Raw genomic sequence first — 22,476 nt, forward strand, 5'->3', positions numbered from 1 at the left:
TGAGGGTGCGCGAGACTTTTCAGTGGTTAAAAACCTGTGGAAAATGCCTACATCGTATGCAACAACGGCATCATCCACCTCATTGACGACGTGCTGGTGCCGTTTGCGCAGAAGTAGCGCGGACTTTGTAGTTCGCGTCCCCACGCCATTTGGTCGTTTAATGTAATCCAGGTTGGGGAGCCGGCGGTCAAGCCCCAACTGGGCACGCGGTAGAGCTGTGCCCCGTGCCGTCTATTCGTGGGCTTCTGGCCAGTGTAGGGAATTTTACGGTTTCTAAATAATACCCTACATATATTGTAGGGTATTATTTAGAAACCGTAAAATTCCCTACAGCTCGTAGCTTAAGTCAGCAATTCGAAGCATAGTTGGCTAAATGCACCGCCTGCCCGCACATGCGGGAGGATGATGACAGCCAAGCGCGAAGGCGTTCAGATTACATCTTGCAGACAAGGTTCCAAAAACCGCGTTTTCGGAGCCTTTTGGCAGGGGGGACGAAAGTGTTCAAAGAAGAAATCTAATTTGAACGTACATAACGTTAATTTGAACCACCGTTTCACTAGACGCACCTCCGCACAACCCCTTCACCTTAGCCGTTCCCTTCACTTCCCTCTCCGCTCTGTGTACGCCTGCTTGTGTTTTGTTCCATTCTTGTCGCTTGCGTTGCTGGCTTCGGAAGCGAGGGCCCAATGTGGCTGCGTTGGGTACGAGCAAGTGCCGCTGGTGATGCAGCGAAAGAAAGGCAAAGGCTCGCTTGAGCAGCCCTTGCTTGCTCACCGAGCCGGCCAGGTCCTGTTTGTCGTGCGAGGGAGTGAGCCGGATTCGGCGAGCCTGTTCGTCGGCGGCCGGTTGCAGAAGCAGTGGCGCCTTCGGACGACGGAGGACGGGGCCGCCTATGCGGCCAATGGAATCGAAGTGGCGCTCAACGGCACCCAGGACATCACCCTGGTAAACCATACCAAGAAGCAGTGCGCGTGCTTCTCCATCACGGATAAGTTCCGAATCGTGAACGTTTTTGTGTCGCCGCACACCTGGTGGGTAACCAAAACTAATTTAACCGTCGTCATTGAATAAGGGCCCGCACACACCCGGCCGCTGGAACAAAGAGTTGCGGTAATCCCCAGCGAGCCCCTCTTAATCGTAAACGCAGTACGTTTAGGGCACCCTTTCGCTGAACAGTATCCTCGCCCACATGAAAATATTTTGGACGACCGGTTGCGCGCTGATGTTGGCCTTCCCCGGCAGTGGGCTTTGGTCGGCACCTGCCTGCGTGAATCCGACAGAACCCCCAATGGTTTGGTTCATTCCTTACACGGTGGACGTCCAGCCGCAGAGTCGCCAGCACCTGCAGCAGTTTCTCTCCAACTTGACGCAGCAAGACCTGGCTGACGCCTATTTTCGGTTGCAAATCTTTACCTGTCCGCAGGAGCTGCAGAAGGACTCACTGCTGGGCTACAAACGAGCTGAGCGCCTAATGGCCCTTATTGGTAAAACGGTTGCCTTCCAAAAGGAAGATTTCATTATTCAGGACGTTAGCGCCGGTATGTTTACCGCGACCGCGTGTGAGAGCACCGGAATAGGAATTGGTTTGCGGTCCAAACATTAACCGAAAGTCCTCTTGCCAACTCACCGTTTAGCTGAACTCGCAATGATGAGTTGTTGAGCACACGGAAAGCTCGTTTCTTTACTCAGTGACACCTTCTACCCCGACGCCCTTACCCGACTGGGACACCCTTAAACGGAGCGTATACTGCGAAGACGGCTCGTTGCGCGACGTATATGTGCTGGACACCACGCGCCAAGACTGGGCCCACTGGATTGCCTTTGTCAACGGCCGCTACTCCGTGCGCTGGGAGGCCGAAGGCCACAACGACGACGCGTCAGCCCCGGCTATCGATGCCGACTTTATCGCCCGCCGATGGGACGCAGGGCGCGACCAGCTCAGTGTTTCGACCCACGTGTTCCTCGGCGCTGTACAGGTCAACTGTCACTTCTTCGTGGAAACCGAAATCGAAAACGACCTCGACCCCCGGGAAATTCGCTCCCCCGCCGACCACGAGCGGGTGCTGGCGTATTTGGTCGACTTGTCCACCACTTTGGGAAAGGAGGTGATTTTAACCGAAGAAAACAGCGAAGAAGCCGTGTGGCTTCGCGTCAACGGGGCGCGCGTAGAGGTACTTTCCCGCACCCTACGCTTGAACAGGGGTTGAATAATCCCTCCTTCAAATGAACCTGCCCCGTTTAGCTTGCCACCGTTCGGCTGAACGGTTTTAGCAGGGATATGTCCGAGTCCAATCGTGGTTACCACATGGCTGCTCTCTGCCCCGCTCATCCGTCGGCATTGTGAGCTAAATCGTAGAATTGGTGCGTCGTCCAATTGTATTGGATAGACCAGAACCCTGCCCCTCCATCATCGACAGAAATAGGCTCCAGCAACCAACGGGGCGTATAGCCAGGGTACTCTTTAACGAAGTGCTCAGGAAAGAAATTGATATAAAGGCAGGGTTGTCCCTGCTGATTATAGAAGCCGAAGTACTGGCGCTTGTAACGGGGCAGGTTCTGTTGAATAAGCACCAGGTAGCTAGGCCGAATACGATAGCCTGTCCGCACTGAAACGCGGGCCAGGGGCAAGGTGCGCAGGGCTTGTTCAAGGTGGGCTACCTGCGGCTTCGTGGGCGTAAAACGGCCTCGATGAGGCAGGTCGTTGCCCTGGTCATCGGTGGGAATGTGGGCAGTTGACGGGAACAGGCCGCAATCGGCATCGAGGACTTGATAACGGACGGCTTCGGTGTTTGGGCGGCCAGTGTCCTTCTGGGAGGACGTGTTTGGTTTCCTGCCGGAGGGGGCCGGCTCTGTGCAGCTGGATAAAAGGGTAACGAGCAAGATGCAAGCCCAGCCCTTTGGCAAGTAATTCATGGCTGGTGAGAATACTAAATACAGCTACCTGCAGACTGAGCACGTGGGTGCCTAATGCTGAAAGATAAACGCTCGGTTTACTAAACTACTACGCTCGCTCGGAAAGCCGCTCCAGCACCTAGCGAGTTTACGAAACCCGTCTACGAATCAACGTTTGCGAAACGCGCAAAGTAGATGAGTTTCGTAAACTCGGTAGCCTCCCAGGAATGTCCGTTTTTAGAGGGTAATTTCGGGCATGCGCGTTGCCCTCTACGCCCGTGTTTCAACGGCCGACAAAGACCAGAACCCCGAAAATCAACTAGTGCTGCTGCGCAGAGAAGCTGAGCGGGCCGGCGATACGATTATAAAAGAGTACGTCGACGAAAAGTCGGGTGGCAGCTCCAACCGCAAGGCCTTCCAGGAAATGATGCGCGATGCCGGCAAGCGGCGCTTCGACCTGGTGCGCGTGTTCGCGCTGGACCGCTTCAGCAGCGAAGGCATCGAGAAGGTATTTGAGCACACGGCCGCACTGGAGCAGGCCGGGGTGCAGTTCTGGAGCTACTGCGAGCCGCAGCTCAACACGACCGGCCCCATGGCCAGCCTTTTCAAAGCCATCATCTCCTGGGCGGCCGGCTACCGCAACCAGCGACACTCGGAGAACGTGCGGCTGGGCCACGCCCGCAAGCGCGCGGAGGTCGCCGCGGCAGGGGAGGTGTACCAGCACGGCCGCCGGCCCATTGGTAAAGACATCGAGGCTGAAGTAAAGCGTCTCGGCGCCGAAGGACTCAGCCGGCGAAAGATTTCGGAGGCCACAGGTGTGTCGGTCAGCACGGTACAGAAATACCTCACCAGCTAAATAACTGACACGGAAACTGACACGGAAAAAATAAAAAAGGCTCTCACAGTGCTGTGAGGACCTTGTTCGTAGTCCGTAGTGGAATTATGAAACAAGCAGCAAAAATTGCAAATCTGCCCCCTTTCTGCCCCCAAAATGAAAAAAGGCCCTCAGCGTGGTGCTAAGGGCCTTTTTTGTGGTCGCATAAGGAATCGCTTCTACAACTGAAAATCTTCAACAACAGCCTCATCACCTCCTGAATCCCTAATAGACAGTACCAAAGTGTAGGGAAAAATGGGCAAATTGTAAAATAACCTACATTTGTTGTAGGCTATTTTACAATTTGCCCATTTTTCCCTACAGATTTTCATTATGGGGCGTTCCACCAAATTCTTACATAGCCTGCTGGCGCAGGTGCGGGCTTACTACGGCCTACGGCAGCAAGAGCTAGCGGCATTGCTGGGCGTGGGCGAGTCGCTGGTGGGCCACCTCGAAGCCGGCCGCCGTGCCCTCACCCTGGCCGTGCTCGACCGGCTGGCCCCCTTCACCCGACAAATGGTGGAGGAAACGGGGCCGCTGCCCACCGCGCCCCCACTCGGCGTTTTCGACCACGGCCCCTTGGAGGCCCGCCGCGTCGCCTGCCTGCACGAGGCCGCCAATCTGCGCTGGGCCGTGCGCGGCCTGCCTGCTCAGGCCGCCGTGGCGGCTCGCTGGGTGCAGGCGTTGCCGGGGCTGCTGGCCGCGCTTCCCCCGCCGCCCCCCGCTGATGAGGCCCCCGCCACGGCCGAAGCCGTACGCCTGCGCTACGCCCACGCCTGGCTGGCGCTGCGCCCGCAGGCCCTGCCCCCCGAGGAGCTGGCCCGCTGGTACTTAGCCGGGGCCCGCGCCACTGCGCTGGAAGCAGAGGCGGCTGCGCTAGCCGTGCGGCTAAGCGAGTAGGCCAGGAGAGGACGCGCTGCTTTGGGCCAAGGAAGCAGCGGCTATTGGCCCGCCTGAAAGCTTAAAAAATATACCAGTATATAGCTGCAATTTTGAAACAAGCACCGCGTTCGAAGGGCAACATTCATCTTTTAACCCCTTCTTTTCTATGGCTTCGCTTTCCCATCTCACTACCTGGGCCATGTGCGACGAAGTGCTCGCCCGCCTCGGCATCAAGCTGGCTACCTACCAGCACCAGACTGCCAACATCGACTATGCGGAGGAGGTAGCCGGCCGCACGGCTACCAACACGGCGACCCGCCTGGCCAAAGCCACTGCCGACGTGGCCCGTTATACCACCGATGTGGCCCGCCCTGGCCAAACGCCCGTGGAGCTGCGCCGCGCCCAAAGTGCGCTGATTACGGCCACCGCCCAGCGCGACCACTTGGCCCTAGATACCACCGCCCAAACCGGCACCGAAGCCTACATGGACGAAGTGGGCACCGACCAGATTGATGGGCAGGTGGCCGTCATCACGGCCCGCATCAATGAGGTAACGGCCCATCGTGCTACGCTATCGGCCTAAGGCAGCGCCACCTTACGTAGAAAAGCCTGGCGGTATTACACCGCCAGGCTTTTTTATACAGTTCTTTGCCGCATCTATGAAGCAGCCTGTTCCAGCGACCCCAACCACCTTTTCAGATGTCGTCCTCGGGATGATGGGCTCGTTTGCAGGCCGCTTCGTGCACAGCTTCGTGCTGATGTTTCTGGGCGCGCTCCTGTGGGCGGGTGGCCGGGGCGTGTACCTGCATTTTACACAGCCCGCCGGTCCGGCCGCTGAGGAGCCCGCTGCGCTGGCAAACGTGATTCCGCCGCGCCCGCCGCGCTACGAGCCGGTAACCGACGCGGCCCAGCTACTCACTGCCGCAGAGCAGGATACCCTGCGGGCCCGCCTGCACCGCTTTGAGAAGGCCACTACCACCCAGATTGTGCTCGTTACCGTGCCCAGCATCGGCGGGGAACCGGTCGAAGACGTGGCCCAGCGCCTGTATACCAGTTGGGGCATCGGCCAGCACGGGTCCGACAACGGCGTGCTGCTGCTGGTGGCCCGGCGCGAGCACCGGCTGCGTATCCAGACCGGCTACGGCCTGGAGGGCGCCATTCCCGATGCCATTGCCTACCGGCTGATAGCGGAAGTGCTGGAACCGGCTTTCAAACAGGAGCGGTACTACCAGGGGCTCGAAGCCGCTACCACCCAGCTCATGCGCCTGGCGCGGGGCGAAAGCGCTTCGTTTGAGCGGGCGGCGGGCGCGAGCCGCTATCAAATTTCCTTCAAAACGTTTGCCTGCTGGTGGCTGGGCGTGTGGGGCTTCCTGCTCTTGCGGCAGTGCTGGCGCCATGGCGGCATCTCGGGCCTCTGGGCCTGGAAAAAAAGCAAGTGGTGGACGGAGGGCCGGCAGCAGGCAAAGGCCCACAACCGGCGCAGTTCGGGCGGGCAATCTGGGAAGCCCCGCCGCAAGCGTGTGCGCGATGACGATGATGACGACCGTAGCTCGCGCAGCAGTTCCAGTAGTTCCGATTCCAGCAGTGATAGCAGCTCCTCCAGCAGCGACTGGGGTGGCGGCGGCAGCGGGGGCGGCGGGGCCAGCGGGGGCTGGTAGGAGCGGGGCTGCGTACCAGTTTGCTCCCTATTCCAGCCAAGGGCTAAGTCATAAAAGGCGCCTGATGGAGCAACACGAGGGGGCGCGTTGCTCCATCGGTACGTAATTGTTATCCAATTTTTAATACACTGTTGTTGCGTTGGCCAATGCAGGCAAACTGGAAAGACATCGACTACCTATTGGCAGGCAGTGCGGTGCAACGGCTGGCTTACCGACTGTTGCAGCAGCACGAGGTGCTCACGCAGCTTAAGCCGTACCATCCCATCCTGGTGGGTACTTTCCCGCTGGACATCACCGTGCCGTGCAGCGATTTGGATGTGATTTGTGAGGTGCCCGACCTTGAGGTTTTTGCCGAAAGCGTAGCCGCCGGCTTTTCCCACTACCCGGCCTATGTTGTCCGCTACCCGGTGCTGGCGGGTATTCCTTCCATCATCGTTTCCTTTTGGCTGGAAAGTGTTGAAGTGGAAGTGTTCGGCCAACCCCTGGCTTCGGAGCAGCAAAATGGCTACCGGCATATGATAATAGAAGCACGGCTGCTGGCCTTGGGCAGCTCAGCGTTCAGGCAGCAAGTAATTGCCAGCAAAGCCAGCGGGCTCAAAACGGAACCGGCTTTTGCCCAGCTGCTGGGCCTTGCCGGCGATGCCTACCAGGCAGTGTTAGCCCTCGAAAGTGTTAGTGATGCGGGCCTGACCAAGCTACTGGCTGGCGCTGGATGGGGAGCCGCAACGCCCTAAATGCACCGGCCCCAGCTGGATGGCACCAAAACCGAGGGACGGTAAGGCCGCCGCCGTATGCAAAGGGCTGGCTTGGGCAGCGGGTGAAAACCCTATATATTCGCCCAAATATCCTGTCCCTATGGCCCGACTATTACGTGTTTGCTGCTTGCTGCCGCTGGCTTTTGCCCTGGCGGCCCTCCCCGTTTCGCCCGTCTGGGCCCAGACCCTCAAACCTATACCTCCCGTGCCGGGCAAAACCGTGGCCCAAACCCTGGCCCTGATGGGCATCGCCTCGAAGTGCTACGCCGGCCTGAAAGCCGCCAAGCTCGACTCCGTGCTCAATGGTTCGCCCAAGCAGCAATACACCGTGTTTGTGCCCACCAACGAAGCCTTTAGCCGCCTTGAAGAGCGAGGCCTGGGCTTTGCCAGCAGCACCGGCAAGGGCCTCGACCAGCACCAGCAAGAGCTGCTGCTCCGCTTCCACGTAGTGCCCGGCCGCTACCCCACCGAGGCCCTGAAAGCCGGCCAGTCCCTGCGCACGCTCAATCCCGCCTTTGCCCTGAAGGTGAGCGGGCAGCCCCCGCACGTATTCGTGAGCGGCACTAACACGGCCCCGGTCGAGCTGCTCAATGCCTACATCGTGTGCAACAACGGCATCATTCACCTCATTGATGACATGCTGGTGCCCTTTGTGCGGGAGAAGGGGCCAGCGGTGGGGAAGTAGGGGGCGACCGTCTGGCGCTGGCCGCCTCAGCCTAAATCTGCTCAGAAACCTATCTCGCTACGGTCAATTCCAACCAGGTAGACGGGCAAGTCGACACCCTCACTGCTCGTATTGCGGAGGTCGCGGTCCACTACGCCACCCTGCCTGTGTAGGCCCACCGCCCCGGATAAGCAAAAGGCGGCCCCACCGGGGCCGCCTTTTGCTTATCCGGGGCGCGGACTCCAACTGAAGGGCAGCGAAACCCATGGTCGCGCTATGTCGTGCTACTGCCAGGTATCGTTGCGGGTCTGGGAGGTGCCGGTGGGGGTGAAGGTGCGGTCCGAGCCACCTTCGTAGAGGACGTTACCGGCCGCGTCTTTGCGGATGTATTTAAAGCTGACCGCCGTGCCGCTGGTCAGGTTGATGGTGCCTTTCCACACCGGGTAGGTGGCGCCGCTGAGCTTGATGGCGTTGGCCGTGTTCCAAGCCCCGAGCTGGGCGGTATTGCCCAGCACGTACACATCCTGGCCGCTCACGGTGTTGCTGTAGGTCACGTTGAAGGCCACGGCCGTGGTGCCGGTGGGGGGCGTAGTGGTACCGCCGGGCACCCACACGGCGTAGGAGCGGGCCCCCACCGGGAACACGCCGTAGCCGCTGGCGTTGGTGGTCACGGTGCCGGTGTTGTTGCCGGTGGCATCGGTGAGGGTGGCGTTGGCGAAGGGCGTGGTGATGCCCTTGGTGGCGGCCGTGCTGCCGTCGTTCAGCAGTTCCAGCAGGCCCTTGTGGGTGCTGTCGCCGGCGCGGGAGTAGGCGTACACATTGGCGTCGTTGATGCTGGTGTACTCGTTGGCCGCGCCATAGGCATTGGCCTTGCGAATGGCAATAAGCTTCTTAATCTGAGCGCCCAGGCCGTATTCGTAAAAGTCGCGGTAGAACACGCAGGGGTAGCCTTTTTCGCGGGTCAGGATGTAGGCATAGGCCAGCATTTTCAGGTTAGCCACCGGCGAAAAGAGCGCGCCGCCCTGCTGGTCGGTATCGTGGTTGTCGACGAAGGACACCGACAGCGGCCCGTTGGCCTCGGTGAAGCCCGCGAATTGCAGGCCGCGCATGTCCCAGGCGCCGTTGCCGTTGCTCATGTCGCTGAACAGGTAGTGCAGCGGCACGTCGAACAGGCTGGTGCGCCCGCCGGTGGCGCTGGCGTAATTGTTCATGTCGCCCAGGTTCCGAAACCAGGCCTCGCTCACGGCAAAGCGGCCCGAAGTGCCCTTCACTGCATCAAGCCACTGGTTCACGAAGGGCGTGTAGATGTGCTTGGTGGCATCCAGCCGATAGCCGTCGAGGCCGAGCTTGGTCGTAATCCAGTTGCCCCAGCTAATGGTCTCGTTCACGTTGGCCGGGTTGCCGTTGTACTGAATCTCGGAGCCGAGCAGGTTGTCGTAGGCGTCGCCGTTGGCATAGGGCTGGAAATCGTATGCTTTCCACTGGTACCAGCCATTGTTGGGGGCCTGCTGGGTGGCCGTGAAGTTGCCCCAGTGCCACTGGTACGTGCTGTATGTGTTGTTGCGGCCGGGGTAGGTAAAGCTGGTGTACACGTTGTACTGCCCGTTGGCCAGCTCCTGCGCATCAGCCGAGGTGAAGTGGTTCATCACCATGTCTTCGTACACCTGTACACCCTGCCCGTGCAACGAAGAAATGGCGCCCTGCAACTGGGCCAGCGTGCCGTAGCGAGTAGCCACGGTGCCCTTCTGGTTAAACTCGCCCAGGTCGTAGCGGTCGTAAACGCCGTAGCCCACGTCCAGGGCACCCGAGCCCTTGTAAGCCGGCGGCAGCCACACGGCCGTAATGCCGGCCTGGCCCAGCTCGGTGGCTTTGCTGCCCAGGTTCTGCCACCAGGTGCCGGCGGGCGTGCTGGTGGGCACGTCCCAGTAGAAGCCCTGCATCATCACCCCGTTGGCCACGGTGGCGTTGGAAGTGGCAGGGGCCACGGCGGCTGGCATGCCGGCATTGGGAAGCGTGGCTTCCTTGGCGCAGCCTGCTAAAAACAGGGCAGCAGCGAGCGATGCGCGGGTTGCCCCGCGGAGTAAGTGTGTCATGAAGTGGTGGGAATTATGGAAGTGAGGCCGCAAGGTAGAACGCCGCCCCAAGCCCGTTGCAGTACAGGATTTTGGCTTTTGCATTCCTGCTAATTTCCCACCGCAAACGATACCGGGTTTTTTAATCTATCACAAAGGGCAACGTTTGCGCTTGCGAAGCTGATAAAATGGCGCCTCAAAAAAGAAGATGAGACGAGCATTTGCCCGAGAAAATAGGCAGGTGATGAAAATACTTCAATGCTGCTACCTCACGCGCCCGTCTTCGGTATAGCATAGGGGCGCGTGAGGAAACGGAAAATATAGCTCGTTAAGCACTTAACTGGCTTAATTCAGTGAGTAACCCCCGCTTTATTCTTGCATTTTGCACCCATGCTCGCTAACGGTCAATTGATTCTCAATGGCGTTGCCATCCAGCAATGTCCAATGCTCCCGGATTTTGCCGTCTTCTAAACAGAAATAGCGGTAGCCAACTGCCTCCACGGTGCGGCCAGTGGCTGCGATGCCTCGCCACTCGCCGATGTGAGTGAGGTGCATCCGAATTTTGAGCATTGTTTTTTCGCCTTCACTCACTTGCGCTTCAATAGTTGTGCGGTGCGTAAATGAAGCGCTGGTGGCCTTTATCCACGCTTCGGTTCCGGCCGCCGTAGTTGGCAGGGTAGGTGGCAGGGAGTGGTCGTGATAATCGGGATGCAGCAGGCGGGGCAACTGGTCGAAGCGCTGTTGATTCCAAATTACTTCGATGTATTCCTGCACTAATTGGGCGGTCGAGCTCATCACTAATCAGGTTGGTGAGCTGCAAAGTTGGCCCTGCTAAGCGCAAGATAACGGTGATATTTGTCACACAATGGTCCAACTAGCATGCGCCGCGTACCCGGCTCAAGGTTTCCCGGCTTACGCCCAGATAAGAGGCCAGCTGCCGCAAGGAAACGGCTTGCAACAACTCCGGCTGCTGTTGCTGGACGTGGTGGTAACGCTCAGCCGCCGTGCCCCGCAAGAGCAGTTCTAGGCGAACTTGCTGCTGCGCGAGTAATTGTTCCATTAGCCCCCGGCCAACGGCCTGTAATTCGGTGGCCCGTTCGTAGAGGCCCAGCATGTCGCCGCGCGACAGCACCCACAAAACAGTCGGCTTCATGGCTTCCAGGTAGAGCATCGAAGGCTTTGAGCCCGCCAGGCTAGCAAAGTCCGTCGTAAAGGTGCCAGGCAAGGCAAAGTGCGTATTGATTTCCCTGCCCTCATCCAGTAGATAGTGCCGTAACAGCCCGTGCCGAATAAAATAGATGCGGTCGCACTGTTGGCCGGGTCGTAAAACTTGGCCGCCTTTTGGTAGCGTTATTGGCAGCAGTATAGCCTGCAGGAGCTGCCAATGGGTCGCAAGGAGCGGCACGGGCAGCGCGGCTTGAAAAGAATCCATAGGTGTTGTACAGCGTCTAACTATAGCTGCGCTGGGCTTCGCGGGCTATTTTTGTTTTCTGAGATGCCCCCATATACATCAGGCCGGAGTGGTAATGCCAGTCGGCGTCGCTACTCCAGGCCAGGGCTAGTTCAGCATGCCCGGGCCCAGCCAGCGGGCCACCGGGTAGCGGTTGTGGCCTGGCTCGTGGTAGGCCGAGCTTTGGTACACCCATTCGAGCTGGGCCTTGCCGTTGGCGGCGAAGGCGGGGTTGCCGGCTTTAAGCTTCTCCAAGCGCTCGCGCAGGGCCGGGTCGCGGCGCAGTAGGTCGGCGGCCAGGTCTTCGAATACATAGTCGGAGTAGTGCTCTTTCTGCTGGAGCACACTATCGAAAAAGCCCCAGGCGAAGAAGGAGTCGGTGGCTTGCGGCTCCAGCGTTTCCATGAGGTAGCGGATGGGGGCGCTCTCGTTCAGATACACCACAAAGTCGCCTTGGTGGAAGGTGGCCGTTTCCTGGCGGGGGCGCAGCTGCACCTGGCTGTGCAGGTAGTGGCCCTCGAAGGGCTTGGGCGTAGTCTTGAAATCTTCGAAATAATAAACCTCCACGGGCACGCTCACCGCCTGGGTTAGTGGTTCCAGGGTGGCCCCGTTGCGCCGCAGAATGTCTGCCACCTCGCTCCAGGCTTTGGGAATGAGGTAGGCCGTGGGCCGGCCGGCCGTGGTGGTGGGCTGAAAGGTATTATAATACTTCACGGGCTTGGTAAAGGGCCTGGTGCGGTCGTAGTACAGACGCGGCTGGCCACTGATTTCGCTGGGCTTGTGGCCCGCCTCGTAGCCCCGGAACTGCACGGTTTCGTGCTGGCTGTCGTCGAGGGCCCAGGTGAGGGGGAAGGTGGTTTGGGCGGCCATGTCGGCGGCGGCCTGGGCGCGGGCAGCGGCCAGGGCTTCGGCCTGCTGGCTCACGGTTTCGAGCACGGTCTTCAGGAAGTCGTAGGTGGCGTGCACGCGGGGCGCGTAGGCCTTCAGCATGTGCGTTTCGGGCATGAAGCCGATGGTGTTGAACAGCGCCGCGTAGCCGGTGGAGTAGCGCGGCGACTCTAGGAAGGCTTGCAGGCCGCTCTCGGGCGTTTCGCCATCGAAGTCCACGTAGGGCGTCATCGGCCACTTTTTCTGCTCCATGCCTTTGTAGAGTGCGGGCAGCAGCTGGCCTTGCAGGTAGGTGCCCAGGGCCGGGGCCAGCTTGCTGTGCTGGGTGGCAATGAGCGTCATGGTGTACTGGTAGTCGGCCCCGTTGGAGGTGTGGGTTTCCACAAATACATCGGGCTTCCACTTCTGAAACAGCCGGGCGAACGACTGCGCATTGCGCGACTCCTGCTTGATGTAGTCGCGGTTCAAATCCAGGTGGCGGGCGTTGCCCCGGAAGCCATACTCGGCCGGCCCGTTCTGGTTCACGCGGGTGGTGGCGTTGCGGTTCAGCATGCCGTCAATGTTATAGACCGGCACGATAACGACCGTGACCTGGTCCAGCAGCTTCAGCAGCGACTTCTGTTGCAGCAGGTCGCGGGCCAGCATCATGCTGGCGTCAATGCCTTCGGGCTCGCCGGGGTGAATGCCGTTCTGGATAAAAACAACAGGTTTGCGTGCGGTAAGCTTCAGCTTGCCACCCTGCGCCTGGCCCTGGTCGGTCGACGGCATGCTAAAGCTTACCGCACTGCTCAGCACCACTTCGTGCAGCGGCAGGCCGGCGTCAGTAGGGCCCGCCTCGGCCAGGTGCAGGTGCTGCGGGTAGGCGGCGGCCAGCTTCTGGTAGTAGGCCAGGCACTCGGCGTAGGTGGCGGTGGTGTTGCCGGCCGGGTCGTTTTCGAAAGGCGTGCGCCAGGCGGGCGCCGGAGTCGGCAGGGTGGGGGTGAGGGTCATGAGCGAGGCAAGGAGCAGAGGAAACATGGCCGCAAAGGAACGGTTGGAAGGACGATACTCCCTCCTTATCCAAAGAGCGGAGTCTACCTTTGCCCAACCTCGTCCCAACCGTCTTGTCTATGCCCGAATCGACCACCCGCCCGCTCATCCTCGTCTCCAACGACGACGGCATCACCGCCCCTGGCATCCGCCACCTCGTCGAAATCGTGCACGCCCTGGGGGCCGAAGTCGTGGTGGTAGCCCCCGATTCGCCGCAGTCCGGCATGGGCCACGCCATCACCATCGGCCACCCCATGCGCCTGACCGAAAACCCGGTTTTTGGCCCCGATGTGAAAGCCTACCAGTGCTCCGGCACTCCCGCCGACTGCGTGAAAATTGCCCGGCACTACGTTCTCAAAGACCGCACCCCCGACCTCGTGGTGTCCGGCATCAACCACGGCTCCAATTCGTCGGTAAACGTGCTGTACTCAGGCACCATGTCGGCAGCCATTGAAGCCGCAATTGAAGGCCTGCCGGCCGTGGGCTTCTCGCTCTGCGACTACGGCCACGAAGCCGATTTCTCGCACGTAGCTGAGTGGGTGAGCCAAGTCTGCCGCCACGCCCTGGCCCACGGCATCCCCGCCGGCACCGCCCTCAACGTCAACATCCCCAAAAATTCCGACACGCCCATTGCCGGCCTACGCCTGGGCCGCCAGGCCCGTGCCAAGTGGCAGGAAGAATTCGACCTGCGCCTCGACCCCTACCAGCGCCCGTACTTCTGGCTGCGGGGCGAGTTCGTAAACCTCGACCCCGGTACCGACACCGACGAATGGGCCCTGGCTCACAACTACGTATCGGTGGTGCCCTGCCAGTTCGACCTCACGGCGGCGGCGGGCCTGGCCTACCTCAGCAAACGCTGGCAGCTGCCCCTGCCCGAAGCCGAAGTAACTGCCACGCCGCCCCAGCCTCTTGCTGCGGAGGACTATGGAATAGCAGCTCAGGAGTAGTTCTGTCATCCTGGGCTTGCGAAGGACCTTCTCACCGCTGAACTAATTGCTCTGACTTGACCAAGTCCTTCGCAAGCTCAGGATGATGGATAATTTTGGCGAAAGTAAAAGCCCTTCTGGCCGCGTGGCTGGAAGGGCTTTTTTGGCTGGCACCACGTACTACTACGTGGTAGGTAAATGAGGTATAAGTACGCTGGTAAGCAAGTGAAAAGCGGTTGTTCCTTTGGGCCGTTCCGCTTGTGTCGAGCGGAGGATTATTTCTTTTCCTTCCTCCTAATATCATGTCAACCGAAAAATCGATTATCTACTGGATAGGGCAGGAGCCCACCGGCCCGGGGCAGTCCCCCACGCTGGACCAGATGCCGGCAGCGGTTAGTATCGTGCCGTTGGCTTTCTGCGGTATTGACGTGGCTACGAACAGCCTCACCTACGGATTGCTCACGGAACAGAATTCGGCCGCAACGATTCAAGGCTGGATTAAGACAGTCCGGGCCAACGGTACGAAGGTGGTGCTATCGATTTTATCAACTGCCTATGAAGAGGTTGACCCGCAGCAGTTCGCTCAGAACGTGAAGCGTGCGGTTGCGGAATGGGGAGTAGACGGGATTGACCTCGACTACGAGCCCCCGACCTATGACCCGAAAAAGCAGCAACATGTGCTGGCAGTCGTGAAGGCTTTGCGTCTGGCGCTGGGAGCGGATGCTTTGCTGATGGCCCCCATCTACAGTGCTTGGTCTGACAAATCCTTTTTGCAGGACTATGCTGCGCAACTGGACCTCCTGACTACGATGGATTATACGCCTTATTCGGGCCTGGCTTATACCGAGCAGCAGTTTGAGAAGTATGCGCACGCCATTGGCTCTAGTGAGAAGCTAGCGGTTGGAGTGAGCTGCATGAGTGGTCCCAAATCGCCTCACCCCAACAATTTCACACCGCTGGCCGATGTCATCACCCTCACCCAGTGGGAGCCGGCCAACGGTACCAAGGCAGGGGTAATGCTCTACACGTTCTCCTATGATTTGAAGGTGCGCATGGTCACTCCCAAGAACGGCAACCCCTACGATGCTGGTACGGGGCAACCCGATGAAACCTGGACGAATACGATTCTGAAGAATCTGCCTTAATCCTGCCTTCTTAGCGCTCTGGCCTTTTCTGCCGCTGGCGAAAGCCGGTATTATAGTTGTCAAATGACGGGGCCCAGGCCCTAAAAAGCCCTCCTGGCCGCTTGGTCAGGAGGGCTTTTAAAGTTTGAGCAGGGACAGGCTATCCCGTTGGGGTTTTGTGTTTCCGACCTTTGCGCAGCCAGAAGAAGGAGGGCCGGTGCCCCAGTACCGGCCGCACTGTTTTGAGTGGGATGGGGGCAGTGGTTGACTTCCGAACCACCACCGGCGGGGCATGTTGGTCGAGCGGAGAGAGGGCCGTGCGATGCAGGGCCACTACCTCCGTGCCTACGGCGATTATCAGCACCAGCAGCAGGCTACTAAGCAAGATTTTCAGCAGAATACGCACAGGGAGTTGAATTACTCCCCGAAGCTACAATCACCCCTATGAAGCCGGCATGAACCCAGCGGCCAATTTGGCGGTGGGCTGAAAATCCAGGATAAAATCCGTGCCCTGCCCCACCTTGGACTCTGCCCGGAGCACCGCGCCATGGAAGCCGGCAATGGTCTGAGCAATGGGCAGGCCCAGCCCGTAACCCTCCGGCGAGCCCGGCGCGTTGGAATTGAAGCGGCGGAATCGGTCGAACAGGTAAGGCAGGTTTTCGGGCGCGATACCAGGACCCGAATCCTCCACCCGCAACGTGTAGCCGCCGTCGGGCCGGGGCCGGCCCACCACCCGAATGCTGCCGCCCTCACGGTTGTACTTGATGGCGTTGGAAATCAGATTGCGCAGCAATGTGTGCAGCAGGCTGGCGTTGGCCAGGGGCCGGGTGTCGTCGCCTTGGACGTCCACTTCCAGGCTGATATCGCGCTGCTGGCGGCGGTCGTCCAACTCCTCGGCCACGTCGGCCACGGCTTCGGAGAGGCGCACGGCTTCGTTGCGTAGGTACTGCTCGTTTTCGATGTTGGCGATGAGCAGGAGGGTGCGCACGGTGTTGCGCAGGCGGTAGAGCGTGCGCTGCGATTCCACGATTTGCTGGGCGTGCTGCTCGGGCAAGGTAGGGTCCTGCAGCATATTCTCAAAGCGCGATTGCAGGATACTGGCTGGCGTGAGTAGCTCGTGGCTCACGTTGCTCATAAACTCCCGCTCCTTGGCAAAAGCCGACTGCACTTGCCGCATCAGCGAGTTCAACCGGTCGTCGAGCCGCCGGAAGTCAGTCGTGTCAGTGTCAATGGGTTCAAATTGGAAATCGGAAGGCTGCCGAATGCCCCGCAACTTGCGAATGGTGAGTTCCCGCAACGGTTCCAGCAGGTAGTGCGCAAAGGCCGCATCGGATAGCACGGTAAGCAGGGAGGCCGCCACCAGCACCCACAGCGCAAACGTGCGCAGGGTGTCGGTGAGTAGTTCCACGGTTTCGAGCGAGGAGCCGATTTCTACCCGGAAAGCGGGCTGGCCCAGCGCTCCCGGTGGCCGGGCAAAGCTCAGAATGCGGTAGTCCTCTACCTGCTGGTCGACTTGCCGGGGCTCCTCAAAAATGCGCTCGGGTGGCAGCTGCGCCCCCGTTGGCAGCGGCGTGAGCGTGATGTACTCCTGCTTAAAGATGTTGTAGTCGGCGTAGGTTTCGGCCCGTTCGCCACGCTCAAATGCCTGCAGGCCGTCGCGGATAATGAGGGCTAGTACCCGCCGTTGCTTTTCGCGCAGGTGCTGGTCGGTGTGGCCCACCGCTACCCGCTGCACAATGGGCGGAATCACCAGCGCGCCCAGCAGCACCAGCAGCAGCTTGGAAAGAGCATTGAACAGGGCCAGCTTGGCTTCGAGTCTCATGGGGGTGTAATGGTGTTGAGCACAAAAGAACGTCATGCCGAGCAGAGCCGAGGCATCTCGCGTGGGGTAGTAATCAATGCTGTATTCAACGATTGAGTTACTGCTGCACGCGAGATGCCTCGGCTTTGCTCGGCATGACGTTCTGGGGTTTTTTCTTACAAAAACTGCTTACTCCGCCGCCCGGTACCCAATGCCACGCACCGTTTCCAGGAAATCGGCGGGGCCGAACTGGGCCAGCTTCTTGCGCACATTTTTGATGTGGACGTCGATGTAGTTGGAATCAGAATCGTCTTCCAGCACGTTGCCCCACAGGTGCTCGCCAAGCTGCAGGCGGGTGAGCACCCGGCCGCGGTGCAGCAGCAGGTAGTGCAGCAGGTCGAACTCCTTTTTGGTGAGGGGTACTTCCTGGCCGCCATGGCGGACAATGCGGGCGTTGGGGTCCATGCTGAAGCCCTGGCCGAAGCTGATTTCAGGCCGCTTCAGGTTGAACTTGCGGCGCGTGATGGCCTGCATCCGGCTGGTGAGCTCCAGCAGCGAGAAGGGCTTGGGCAGGTAGTCGTCGGCTCCCAGGTCGAGGCCGCGAATGCGGTCGTCGAGGGCGCCGCGGGCAGTGAGAATGATGAAGGAGGCCTCCTGGTTTTCGTTGAGGCGGGCTTCCTTGAGCAGGTCAAGGCCGTCGCCGCCGGGCAGGCCCAGGTCGAGTAGCACGAAGTCGTAGCTGCTCACATACAGTTTTTCGGAAGCCTCGGCGTAGGTGTAGGCCGAGTCGACCAGGTATTGGGCTTGCAGCAAAAACTGACGCATTTCCTGGTGCAGGCTTTTTTCGTCTTCGATGAGCAGAACGTGCATGGCGGGGTGTGGTTGATGGGGCAGCGTCGCGGCCGAAACAGTTCCGGGCCGCCAGCGCTTAACGTGTCGCAACATACGGCACATCCGTCTGAACGGTAGATGAAGCCCGGGCCGGGACAGTTTCCGAATATGTTTTTTAGCCAAAGCCGAACGCTCTGTGCTTTGCCAATTACGGTGTACTTTGCTGATGAATCCTTCCATCCATCAAGTTATTCCTTTCTTAATGATGTTCTTTCGTTACGTTGTCTGTTTCTTTACCATTCTGAGTGCTTTAGCCACAAATTCTACTGTGCTGGCCCAAGCCAAGCCAAGTAACTCTAAAACCAAAGTAAAACCACTCGTGACCACCGTCTACCTCGTGCGCCACGCCGAAAAAGACACCACCGGCCACCCCACCGACCCGCCTCTCTCGGGCGTGGGGCAGGTGCGGGCTGTGGCCTTGCGGCAGACGTTGCTGCGCCGGCAGCCCGTGGCCCTCTTCACCACCGACACCAAGCGTACCCGCGCCACCCTCGCGCCCCTGGCCGAAGCCCTGAAACTAGAGCCGCAGGTGTACGACCCCCGCCGCGGCCGCGACCTCACCGACCGCATCACGAAGGACTACGCTGGCAAAACGGTGGTCATCGTGGGTCATTCCAACAACGTGCTGTCGCTCATTGATGATTTTGGGGCCACGCCGCCGGTCGAGGAAATTGCTGACAATGAGTATGAATACTTGTTCACCGTGCGCCTGGTGGAAGGCCTGATGCCCACCGTGGAAGTGCGCGGCTACGGGGCCGAGCGCAAGCCCGACCCCAAAGGCAAAGCAGCCGTGAGCACTATGAAGTAGCGGCGGCAACGGCTACTTTCGCCGCATGAAAAATCAGGTACCCTACCGGTTGCTGTTGTTGGGGCCAGCGCTGCTAAGCTGCGGGCATGGCCCCAAATCCAAACCGGAGACGCCCGCCACTGCCCAAACTGCAAGCAAGCAGCTTCCAGCCAGGCCGGCCGCCGCGCCGTTCGTGGGGTATCATCGCTACCGGGGCACCGTAGGCAATATGCCAGTGACGGTGGAGCTGACCATCGGGCCGGAATACGCCGGCGACTCCGTTCGCTGCATCGGCCATTACTATTACGACCGGTTTGGGGGAGAGCTGGCGTTGAAAGCCGGTAGGCCCTGGCAGGCCAATAAACCGCTGGCCTTGGCCGAAATGGTGGAAACGTCGGACGATTCCACGCAACCGGTCACGGCCCACTGGCAGGCCGCGCAACCCATGGGCCCGGTGCTCACGGGAACCTGGACCAGCACCGCTGGCCGCCAACTGCCCTTTGCGCTGCACGAAGACTACGACGGGGCCGTGCGCTATGAAATGCTGCGGGAGGACGCCGAGGGTGAAAACTGCCCGGCCAATCAGGAAGGTGGGCAGCAGTTTGGCCTCCAGGCCACGGAATATTACCTGCACCTGCTGGGGCCCGACACCTTGCAGCCCGGCCTGCGCCGACTGCAATGCCCCGTGCCAGCCCAGCGCCGCGCCCAGCTTCAGGAGGAGCTCAAAGGCCTGGGCTGCGATGCGGAGCGCTACGGAACCAGTGTGTACCGCGAAGTTACCTACAACGCCAACGGGCTCCTTTCGCTGGTGCAAACGGATGACGAGTCGTTGGGTGGCGCGTATCCATTGGGCACCAACACCGCCTACACTTACGACCTGAGCACCGGAAAACGCTGCGATGTAAGGGATTGGCTGCGTCCGGAGAAAGCTGGCGCCGTGGCCGAGCTCTTTGATGAAGCGCTGCGGGCTGATTCAACCGGCCAGCTTTTTGCCGGCGAAAAAACAGCCACTGATTCACCCAAAAAAGTGAAGCTGGCCGACCTGCCGGCTTTTGGGCTCAACAGCGAAGGCCTGTTCGAAACTCTGGGCAATGTGGGGGCTCCGCACGTAGCGCAACGGCTGCCCATCACCATTGCCTATGCCAAACTGGTGCCCTATGTGCGGCCCAATACGCCCCTGGCGCGCCTGCTACTGGCGCGCGGCTTGCGCAAGCCGTAGTTTGGTGCGCACCGGTTACAAGGCCGTTGCCGTACTTTCGCTGTGGTCCGGCACTACTGGCGGGCGCGTTTAGGTTACAGTCGTATGCATTTTCCCTTTCAGAAATTCCTGGTTTGTGCCGGCACTGTGCTGGCCCTGACTTCCTCGGCCGCATCGGCGCAGCGCCGCAAAGCAAAGCCCGCGGCCAAGCCCGCCCCGGCCGCTGCCGCAGCACCTGTTCCGGCGCCCGTATCCGACTCGGTGGCCCTGCGCCGCATCTTTGATGAAGCCCTGCTCCGCGGCGAGAGCTACGAAAACCTGCGCTACCTCACCGGCAACATTGGGGCCCGCCTCTCCGGCTCGCCCCAGGCCCAGCTGGCAGTGGAGTGGGGCAAGACCACCATGGAAAAGGCCAAGTTCGACCGCGTGTATCTGCAGGAGGTAATGGTGCCGCACTGGGTGCGCGGCAGCAAGGAGCGGGGCGAAATCGTGGGCAACAAGGACAAGGGCATCAAGGTACCCATCTGTGCGCTGGGTGGCTCTATCGGCACTGGCGGCAAGCTGAAGGCCGGCGTAGTGGAAGTGCACAGCCTGGATGAAGTCCGCAACCTGCCCGAAGCGGCCGTGAAAGGCAAGTTCGTGTTTTACAACCGGCCTTTCAACGACGCCCTCATCGAGCCCGGCGCGGCTTACGGCGGGGCCGTGGACCAGCGCGCGCTTGGTGCAGTAGAGGCTGCCAAAAAAGGTGCCGTGGGCGCCTTGGTGCGCTCCATGACCAGCGCCCGCGACGACTTCCCGCATACGGGTACCATGCGCCCGGCCACTATTCCCGGAGCCGCCCTCAGCACCAATGCCGCCGATAAGCTCAGCCAGTTGCTCAAGGCCAACGCCGACCTGCAATTCGAGCTGGAAATGGAGTGCATTGCCCTGCCCGATGAAAAAAGCTATAACGTAGTAGGCGAAATCAAGGGCAGCAAGTACCCCGACGAAGTCATCACCGTGGGCGGCCACCTCGATTCCTGGGACCTTGCCCAGGGCGCCCACGACGACGGCACCGGCTGCGTACAGAGCATCGAGGCCCTGCGCCTGCTCCGCGTTGCCGGCTTCAAGCCCGAGCGCACCATTCGCGCGGTGCTGTTCATGAACGAGGAAAACGGCACCCGCGGCGGCAACGAATATGCCCGGCTGGCCGCCGCCAACAAGGAAATTCACCTCGCCGCCATCGAGTCCGACGGCGGTGGCTTTACCCCCCGGGGCTTCACCGTGGAAGGTGACGCGGCCACCGTGGCCAAGCTAGCCAAGCTGGCCCCACTGCTCGCGCCCTACCACGCCGCCGAGGTGACGGCCGGCCATTCCGGCACCGACATCGAGCCCCTGCAGGAAGCCGTCCATCCCAAAGCCCTCATCGGCTATAAGTGCGACTCACAGCGCTACTTCGACATCCACCACACCGCCGCTGACACTTTTGATAAAGTGAATCGCCGGGAGCTTGAATTGGGCGGCGCCAGCATGGCCTCACTGATTTACCTGCTGAGCAAATACGGCTTGTAACAGAACAGCATTGACCAATGGGCTCCATGAGAGATAAAACAAACCGGCCCCACCTGCTTGCGCGGGTGGGGCCGGTTTGTTGTTCGAAAAGCCAGGGTTAGTTCTGGCCCAGAATCGAGAACAGCTCATCCAGCTTGGGGGTCAAGATGATGTCGGTGCGACGGTTGAGGGCCTTATTGGCGGGGGTGTCGTTGGCGGCAATGGGCAGGTATTCGGCGCGGCCCGAGGGCGTTACCTGGGCGGGGTCCATGCCGGCGGTGGTGAGCAGGCGGGTGATTTCGGTGGCACGCATCACGCTCAGGTCCCAGTTGTCGCGGGCCCCGCTGGCGGTCTGGCCTTTGATAGGTACGTTGTCGGTGTGGCCTTCCACTAGCACGTTCACGTCCTTATTATCCTTGAGGGCTACGGCCAGCTTGCGCAACGCATCCTGGCCTTTGGGGTCGACTTTGGTGGAGCCCGACTTGAACAGCAGCTGTTCCGAAAGCGACACGTAGACCTTGCCGTTTTTCACGCTCACCTGCAAATCCTGCGCGTTGAAGCCCAGCAGCGCATCAGAAACCCGTTGGCGCAGGGCCTTGGTGGCGGCATCTTTCTGAGCCAAAGCGCTTTGAAGGTCAGCAATGCGGGCGTTTTTGCTTTGCAGGTCGGCATCCTTATTTCGCAGGTCGGCGTCCTTGTTTTTGAGGTCAGTTTCGGCGTCGCCCAGATTCTGATTCAGTTGGTTAACTTGCTGGTTTTTGCTCAGAAGCGAGCCGCGCAATGCTTCTTCGCTGCGGGCCTTGTCGGCGGCCAGAGCGCTTTTCTCCAGGGCCAGTTGGTCGCGCGATTTAGTTAGCTCAGAGTTTTGCTGTTGGAGAGCGGCGATTTCTTTCTGATTACAACCCGGCAGGGCCAGTAGCGCAGCGCTGACCAGCAGGGTGGGGAAGGAGCGAAAATTCATGAGTGGGAAAGAGAAGTAAAGAAGTTAATTAGGCTTTCAAATAGCCCAGCCTTTAAAACGAGGCCCGTTGGCTGGGGTTACCTTTGGGCCAATT

The 22,476-nt window shown here is 60.0% G+C and carries 23 protein-coding genes; 14 read left to right on the top strand and 9 right to left on the bottom strand.

Annotation, left to right across the window (positions count from 1 at the left end; all coding sequences use genetic code 11):
• The first annotated feature begins 618 nt into the window (after nucleotides 1-618).
• From J4E00_RS17915 to J4E00_RS17925, 3 genes are all read left to right on the top strand, one after another.
• Entirely contained in the window at nucleotides 619-1,071 is a 453-nt protein-coding gene (locus tag J4E00_RS17915) for a hypothetical protein (protein ID WP_208176631.1), read from the top strand.
• Nucleotides 1,072-1,189: 118 nt separating this feature from the next.
• Nucleotides 1,190-1,603: a hypothetical protein gene (locus J4E00_RS17920; protein WP_208176632.1), complete on the top strand. Its 414-nt coding sequence runs from the start codon at nucleotides 1,190-1,192 to the stop codon at nucleotides 1,601-1,603.
• An 85-nt stretch (nucleotides 1,604-1,688) separates the two neighbouring features.
• Nucleotides 1,689-2,207, top strand: coding sequence for a hypothetical protein (locus J4E00_RS17925; RefSeq protein WP_208176633.1), 519 nt, complete (start codon nucleotides 1,689-1,691; stop codon nucleotides 2,205-2,207).
• Between the two features lie 118 nt (nucleotides 2,208-2,325).
• Here J4E00_RS17925 and J4E00_RS17930 read toward each other — a convergent pair whose 3' ends face one another.
• A complete protein-coding gene (locus tag J4E00_RS17930) occupies nucleotides 2,326-2,913 on the bottom strand; it encodes a hypothetical protein (RefSeq protein ID WP_208176634.1) in 588 nt (195 codons plus the stop codon).
• 235 nt (nucleotides 2,914-3,148) lie between these two features.
• Between J4E00_RS17930 and J4E00_RS17935 the strand changes: the two genes are divergently transcribed.
• The 6 genes from J4E00_RS17935 to J4E00_RS17960 all read left to right on the top strand — a co-directional run bounded on the left by J4E00_RS17935 (nucleotide 3,149) and on the right by J4E00_RS17960 (nucleotide 7,746).
• On the top strand, nucleotides 3,149-3,748 hold the full coding sequence (locus J4E00_RS17935) for a recombinase family protein (RefSeq protein WP_208176635.1): 600 nt from the start codon (nucleotides 3,149-3,151) through the stop codon (nucleotides 3,746-3,748).
• Between the two features lie 351 nt (nucleotides 3,749-4,099).
• Nucleotides 4,100-4,666 (top strand): helix-turn-helix domain-containing protein, encoded by a 567-nt coding sequence (locus tag J4E00_RS17940; protein ID WP_208176636.1) that lies wholly within the window; start codon nucleotides 4,100-4,102, stop codon nucleotides 4,664-4,666.
• 148 nt (nucleotides 4,667-4,814) lie between these two features.
• Entirely contained in the window at nucleotides 4,815-5,231 is a 417-nt protein-coding gene (locus J4E00_RS17945; protein ID WP_208176637.1) for a hypothetical protein, read from the top strand.
• A 76-nt stretch (nucleotides 5,232-5,307) separates the two neighbouring features.
• Nucleotides 5,308-6,306 (top strand): TPM domain-containing protein, encoded by a 999-nt coding sequence (locus J4E00_RS17950; protein ID WP_208176638.1) that lies wholly within the window; start codon nucleotides 5,308-5,310, stop codon nucleotides 6,304-6,306.
• Nucleotides 6,307-6,452: 146 nt separating this feature from the next.
• Nucleotides 6,453-7,040 carry a DUF4269 domain-containing protein gene (locus J4E00_RS17955; RefSeq protein WP_208176639.1) on the top strand — a complete coding sequence of 196 codons (588 nt, stop codon included), beginning with the start codon at nucleotides 6,453-6,455 and terminating at the stop codon, nucleotides 7,038-7,040.
• A gap of 121 nt (nucleotides 7,041-7,161) precedes the next feature.
• Nucleotides 7,162-7,746, top strand: coding sequence for a fasciclin domain-containing protein (locus tag J4E00_RS17960; protein WP_208176640.1), 585 nt, complete (start codon nucleotides 7,162-7,164; stop codon nucleotides 7,744-7,746).
• A gap of 263 nt (nucleotides 7,747-8,009) precedes the next feature.
• On the opposite strand, the gene J4E00_RS17965 is transcribed toward J4E00_RS17960, so the two are convergent.
• From J4E00_RS17965 to J4E00_RS17980, 4 genes are all read right to left on the bottom strand, one after another.
• Nucleotides 8,010-9,818 carry an alpha-amylase domain-containing protein gene (locus J4E00_RS17965; protein WP_208176641.1) on the bottom strand — a complete coding sequence of 603 codons (1,809 nt, stop codon included), beginning with the start codon at nucleotides 9,816-9,818 and terminating at the stop codon, nucleotides 8,010-8,012.
• 348 nt (nucleotides 9,819-10,166) lie between these two features.
• Complete coding sequence (locus tag J4E00_RS17970; protein WP_208176642.1) at nucleotides 10,167-10,592, bottom strand: ester cyclase; 426 nt, start codon at nucleotides 10,590-10,592, stop codon at nucleotides 10,167-10,169.
• A 79-nt stretch (nucleotides 10,593-10,671) separates the two neighbouring features.
• Nucleotides 10,672-11,229, bottom strand: a complete 558-nt coding sequence (locus J4E00_RS17975) for a Crp/Fnr family transcriptional regulator (protein ID WP_208176643.1) — start codon at nucleotides 11,227-11,229, stop codon at nucleotides 10,672-10,674.
• 126 nt (nucleotides 11,230-11,355) lie between these two features.
• Nucleotides 11,356-13,152 carry a M14 family metallopeptidase gene (locus J4E00_RS17980; protein WP_208176644.1) on the bottom strand — a complete coding sequence of 599 codons (1,797 nt, stop codon included), beginning with the start codon at nucleotides 13,150-13,152 and terminating at the stop codon, nucleotides 11,356-11,358.
• A gap of 92 nt (nucleotides 13,153-13,244) precedes the next feature.
• Between J4E00_RS17980 and surE the strand changes: the two genes are divergently transcribed.
• Both surE and J4E00_RS17990 read left to right on the top strand, forming a co-directional pair.
• On the top strand, nucleotides 13,245-14,111 hold the full coding sequence (gene surE, locus J4E00_RS17985) for a 5'/3'-nucleotidase SurE (protein WP_208176645.1): 867 nt from the start codon (nucleotides 13,245-13,247) through the stop codon (nucleotides 14,109-14,111).
• Nucleotides 14,112-14,392: 281 nt separating this feature from the next.
• Nucleotides 14,393-15,235 carry a glycoside hydrolase family 18 protein gene (locus J4E00_RS17990; RefSeq protein WP_208176646.1) on the top strand — a complete coding sequence of 281 codons (843 nt, stop codon included), beginning with the start codon at nucleotides 14,393-14,395 and terminating at the stop codon, nucleotides 15,233-15,235.
• Between the two features lie 139 nt (nucleotides 15,236-15,374).
• Here the strand turns inward: J4E00_RS17990 and J4E00_RS17995 are convergent, their stop codons facing one another.
• From J4E00_RS17995 to J4E00_RS18005, 3 genes are all read right to left on the bottom strand, one after another.
• Nucleotides 15,375-15,620, bottom strand: a complete 246-nt coding sequence (locus tag J4E00_RS17995; protein ID WP_208176647.1) for a hypothetical protein — start codon at nucleotides 15,618-15,620, stop codon at nucleotides 15,375-15,377.
• Between the two features lie 36 nt (nucleotides 15,621-15,656).
• Nucleotides 15,657-17,036 (bottom strand): sensor histidine kinase, encoded by a 1,380-nt coding sequence (locus J4E00_RS18000; protein ID WP_208176648.1) that lies wholly within the window; start codon nucleotides 17,034-17,036, stop codon nucleotides 15,657-15,659.
• Between the two features lie 168 nt (nucleotides 17,037-17,204).
• Nucleotides 17,205-17,885, bottom strand: coding sequence for a response regulator transcription factor (locus J4E00_RS18005; RefSeq protein ID WP_208176649.1), 681 nt, complete (start codon nucleotides 17,883-17,885; stop codon nucleotides 17,205-17,207).
• A gap of 223 nt (nucleotides 17,886-18,108) precedes the next feature.
• On the opposite strand from J4E00_RS18005, the gene J4E00_RS18010 reads away from it, so the two are divergent.
• The 3 genes from J4E00_RS18010 to J4E00_RS18020 all read left to right on the top strand — a co-directional run bounded on the left by J4E00_RS18010 (nucleotide 18,109) and on the right by J4E00_RS18020 (nucleotide 21,442).
• Nucleotides 18,109-18,714 carry a phosphoglycerate mutase family protein gene (locus J4E00_RS18010; protein ID WP_208176650.1) on the top strand — a complete coding sequence of 202 codons (606 nt, stop codon included), beginning with the start codon at nucleotides 18,109-18,111 and terminating at the stop codon, nucleotides 18,712-18,714.
• Between the two features lie 25 nt (nucleotides 18,715-18,739).
• Complete coding sequence (locus J4E00_RS18015) at nucleotides 18,740-19,912, top strand: hypothetical protein (protein WP_208176651.1); 1,173 nt, start codon at nucleotides 18,740-18,742, stop codon at nucleotides 19,910-19,912.
• Between the two features lie 84 nt (nucleotides 19,913-19,996).
• On the top strand, nucleotides 19,997-21,442 hold the full coding sequence (locus J4E00_RS18020) for a M28 family peptidase (RefSeq protein ID WP_208176652.1): 1,446 nt from the start codon (nucleotides 19,997-19,999) through the stop codon (nucleotides 21,440-21,442).
• Nucleotides 21,443-21,539: 97 nt separating this feature from the next.
• On the opposite strand, the gene J4E00_RS18025 is transcribed toward J4E00_RS18020, so the two are convergent.
• On the bottom strand, nucleotides 21,540-22,382 hold the full coding sequence (locus J4E00_RS18025; RefSeq protein WP_208176653.1) for a flagellar motor protein MotB: 843 nt from the start codon (nucleotides 22,380-22,382) through the stop codon (nucleotides 21,540-21,542).
• Nucleotides 22,383-22,476: the final 94 nt, after the last annotated feature.

The organism is Hymenobacter negativus (assembly GCF_017571495.1).
Lineage (GTDB): Bacteria > Bacteroidota > Bacteroidia > Cytophagales > Hymenobacteraceae > Hymenobacter > Hymenobacter negativus.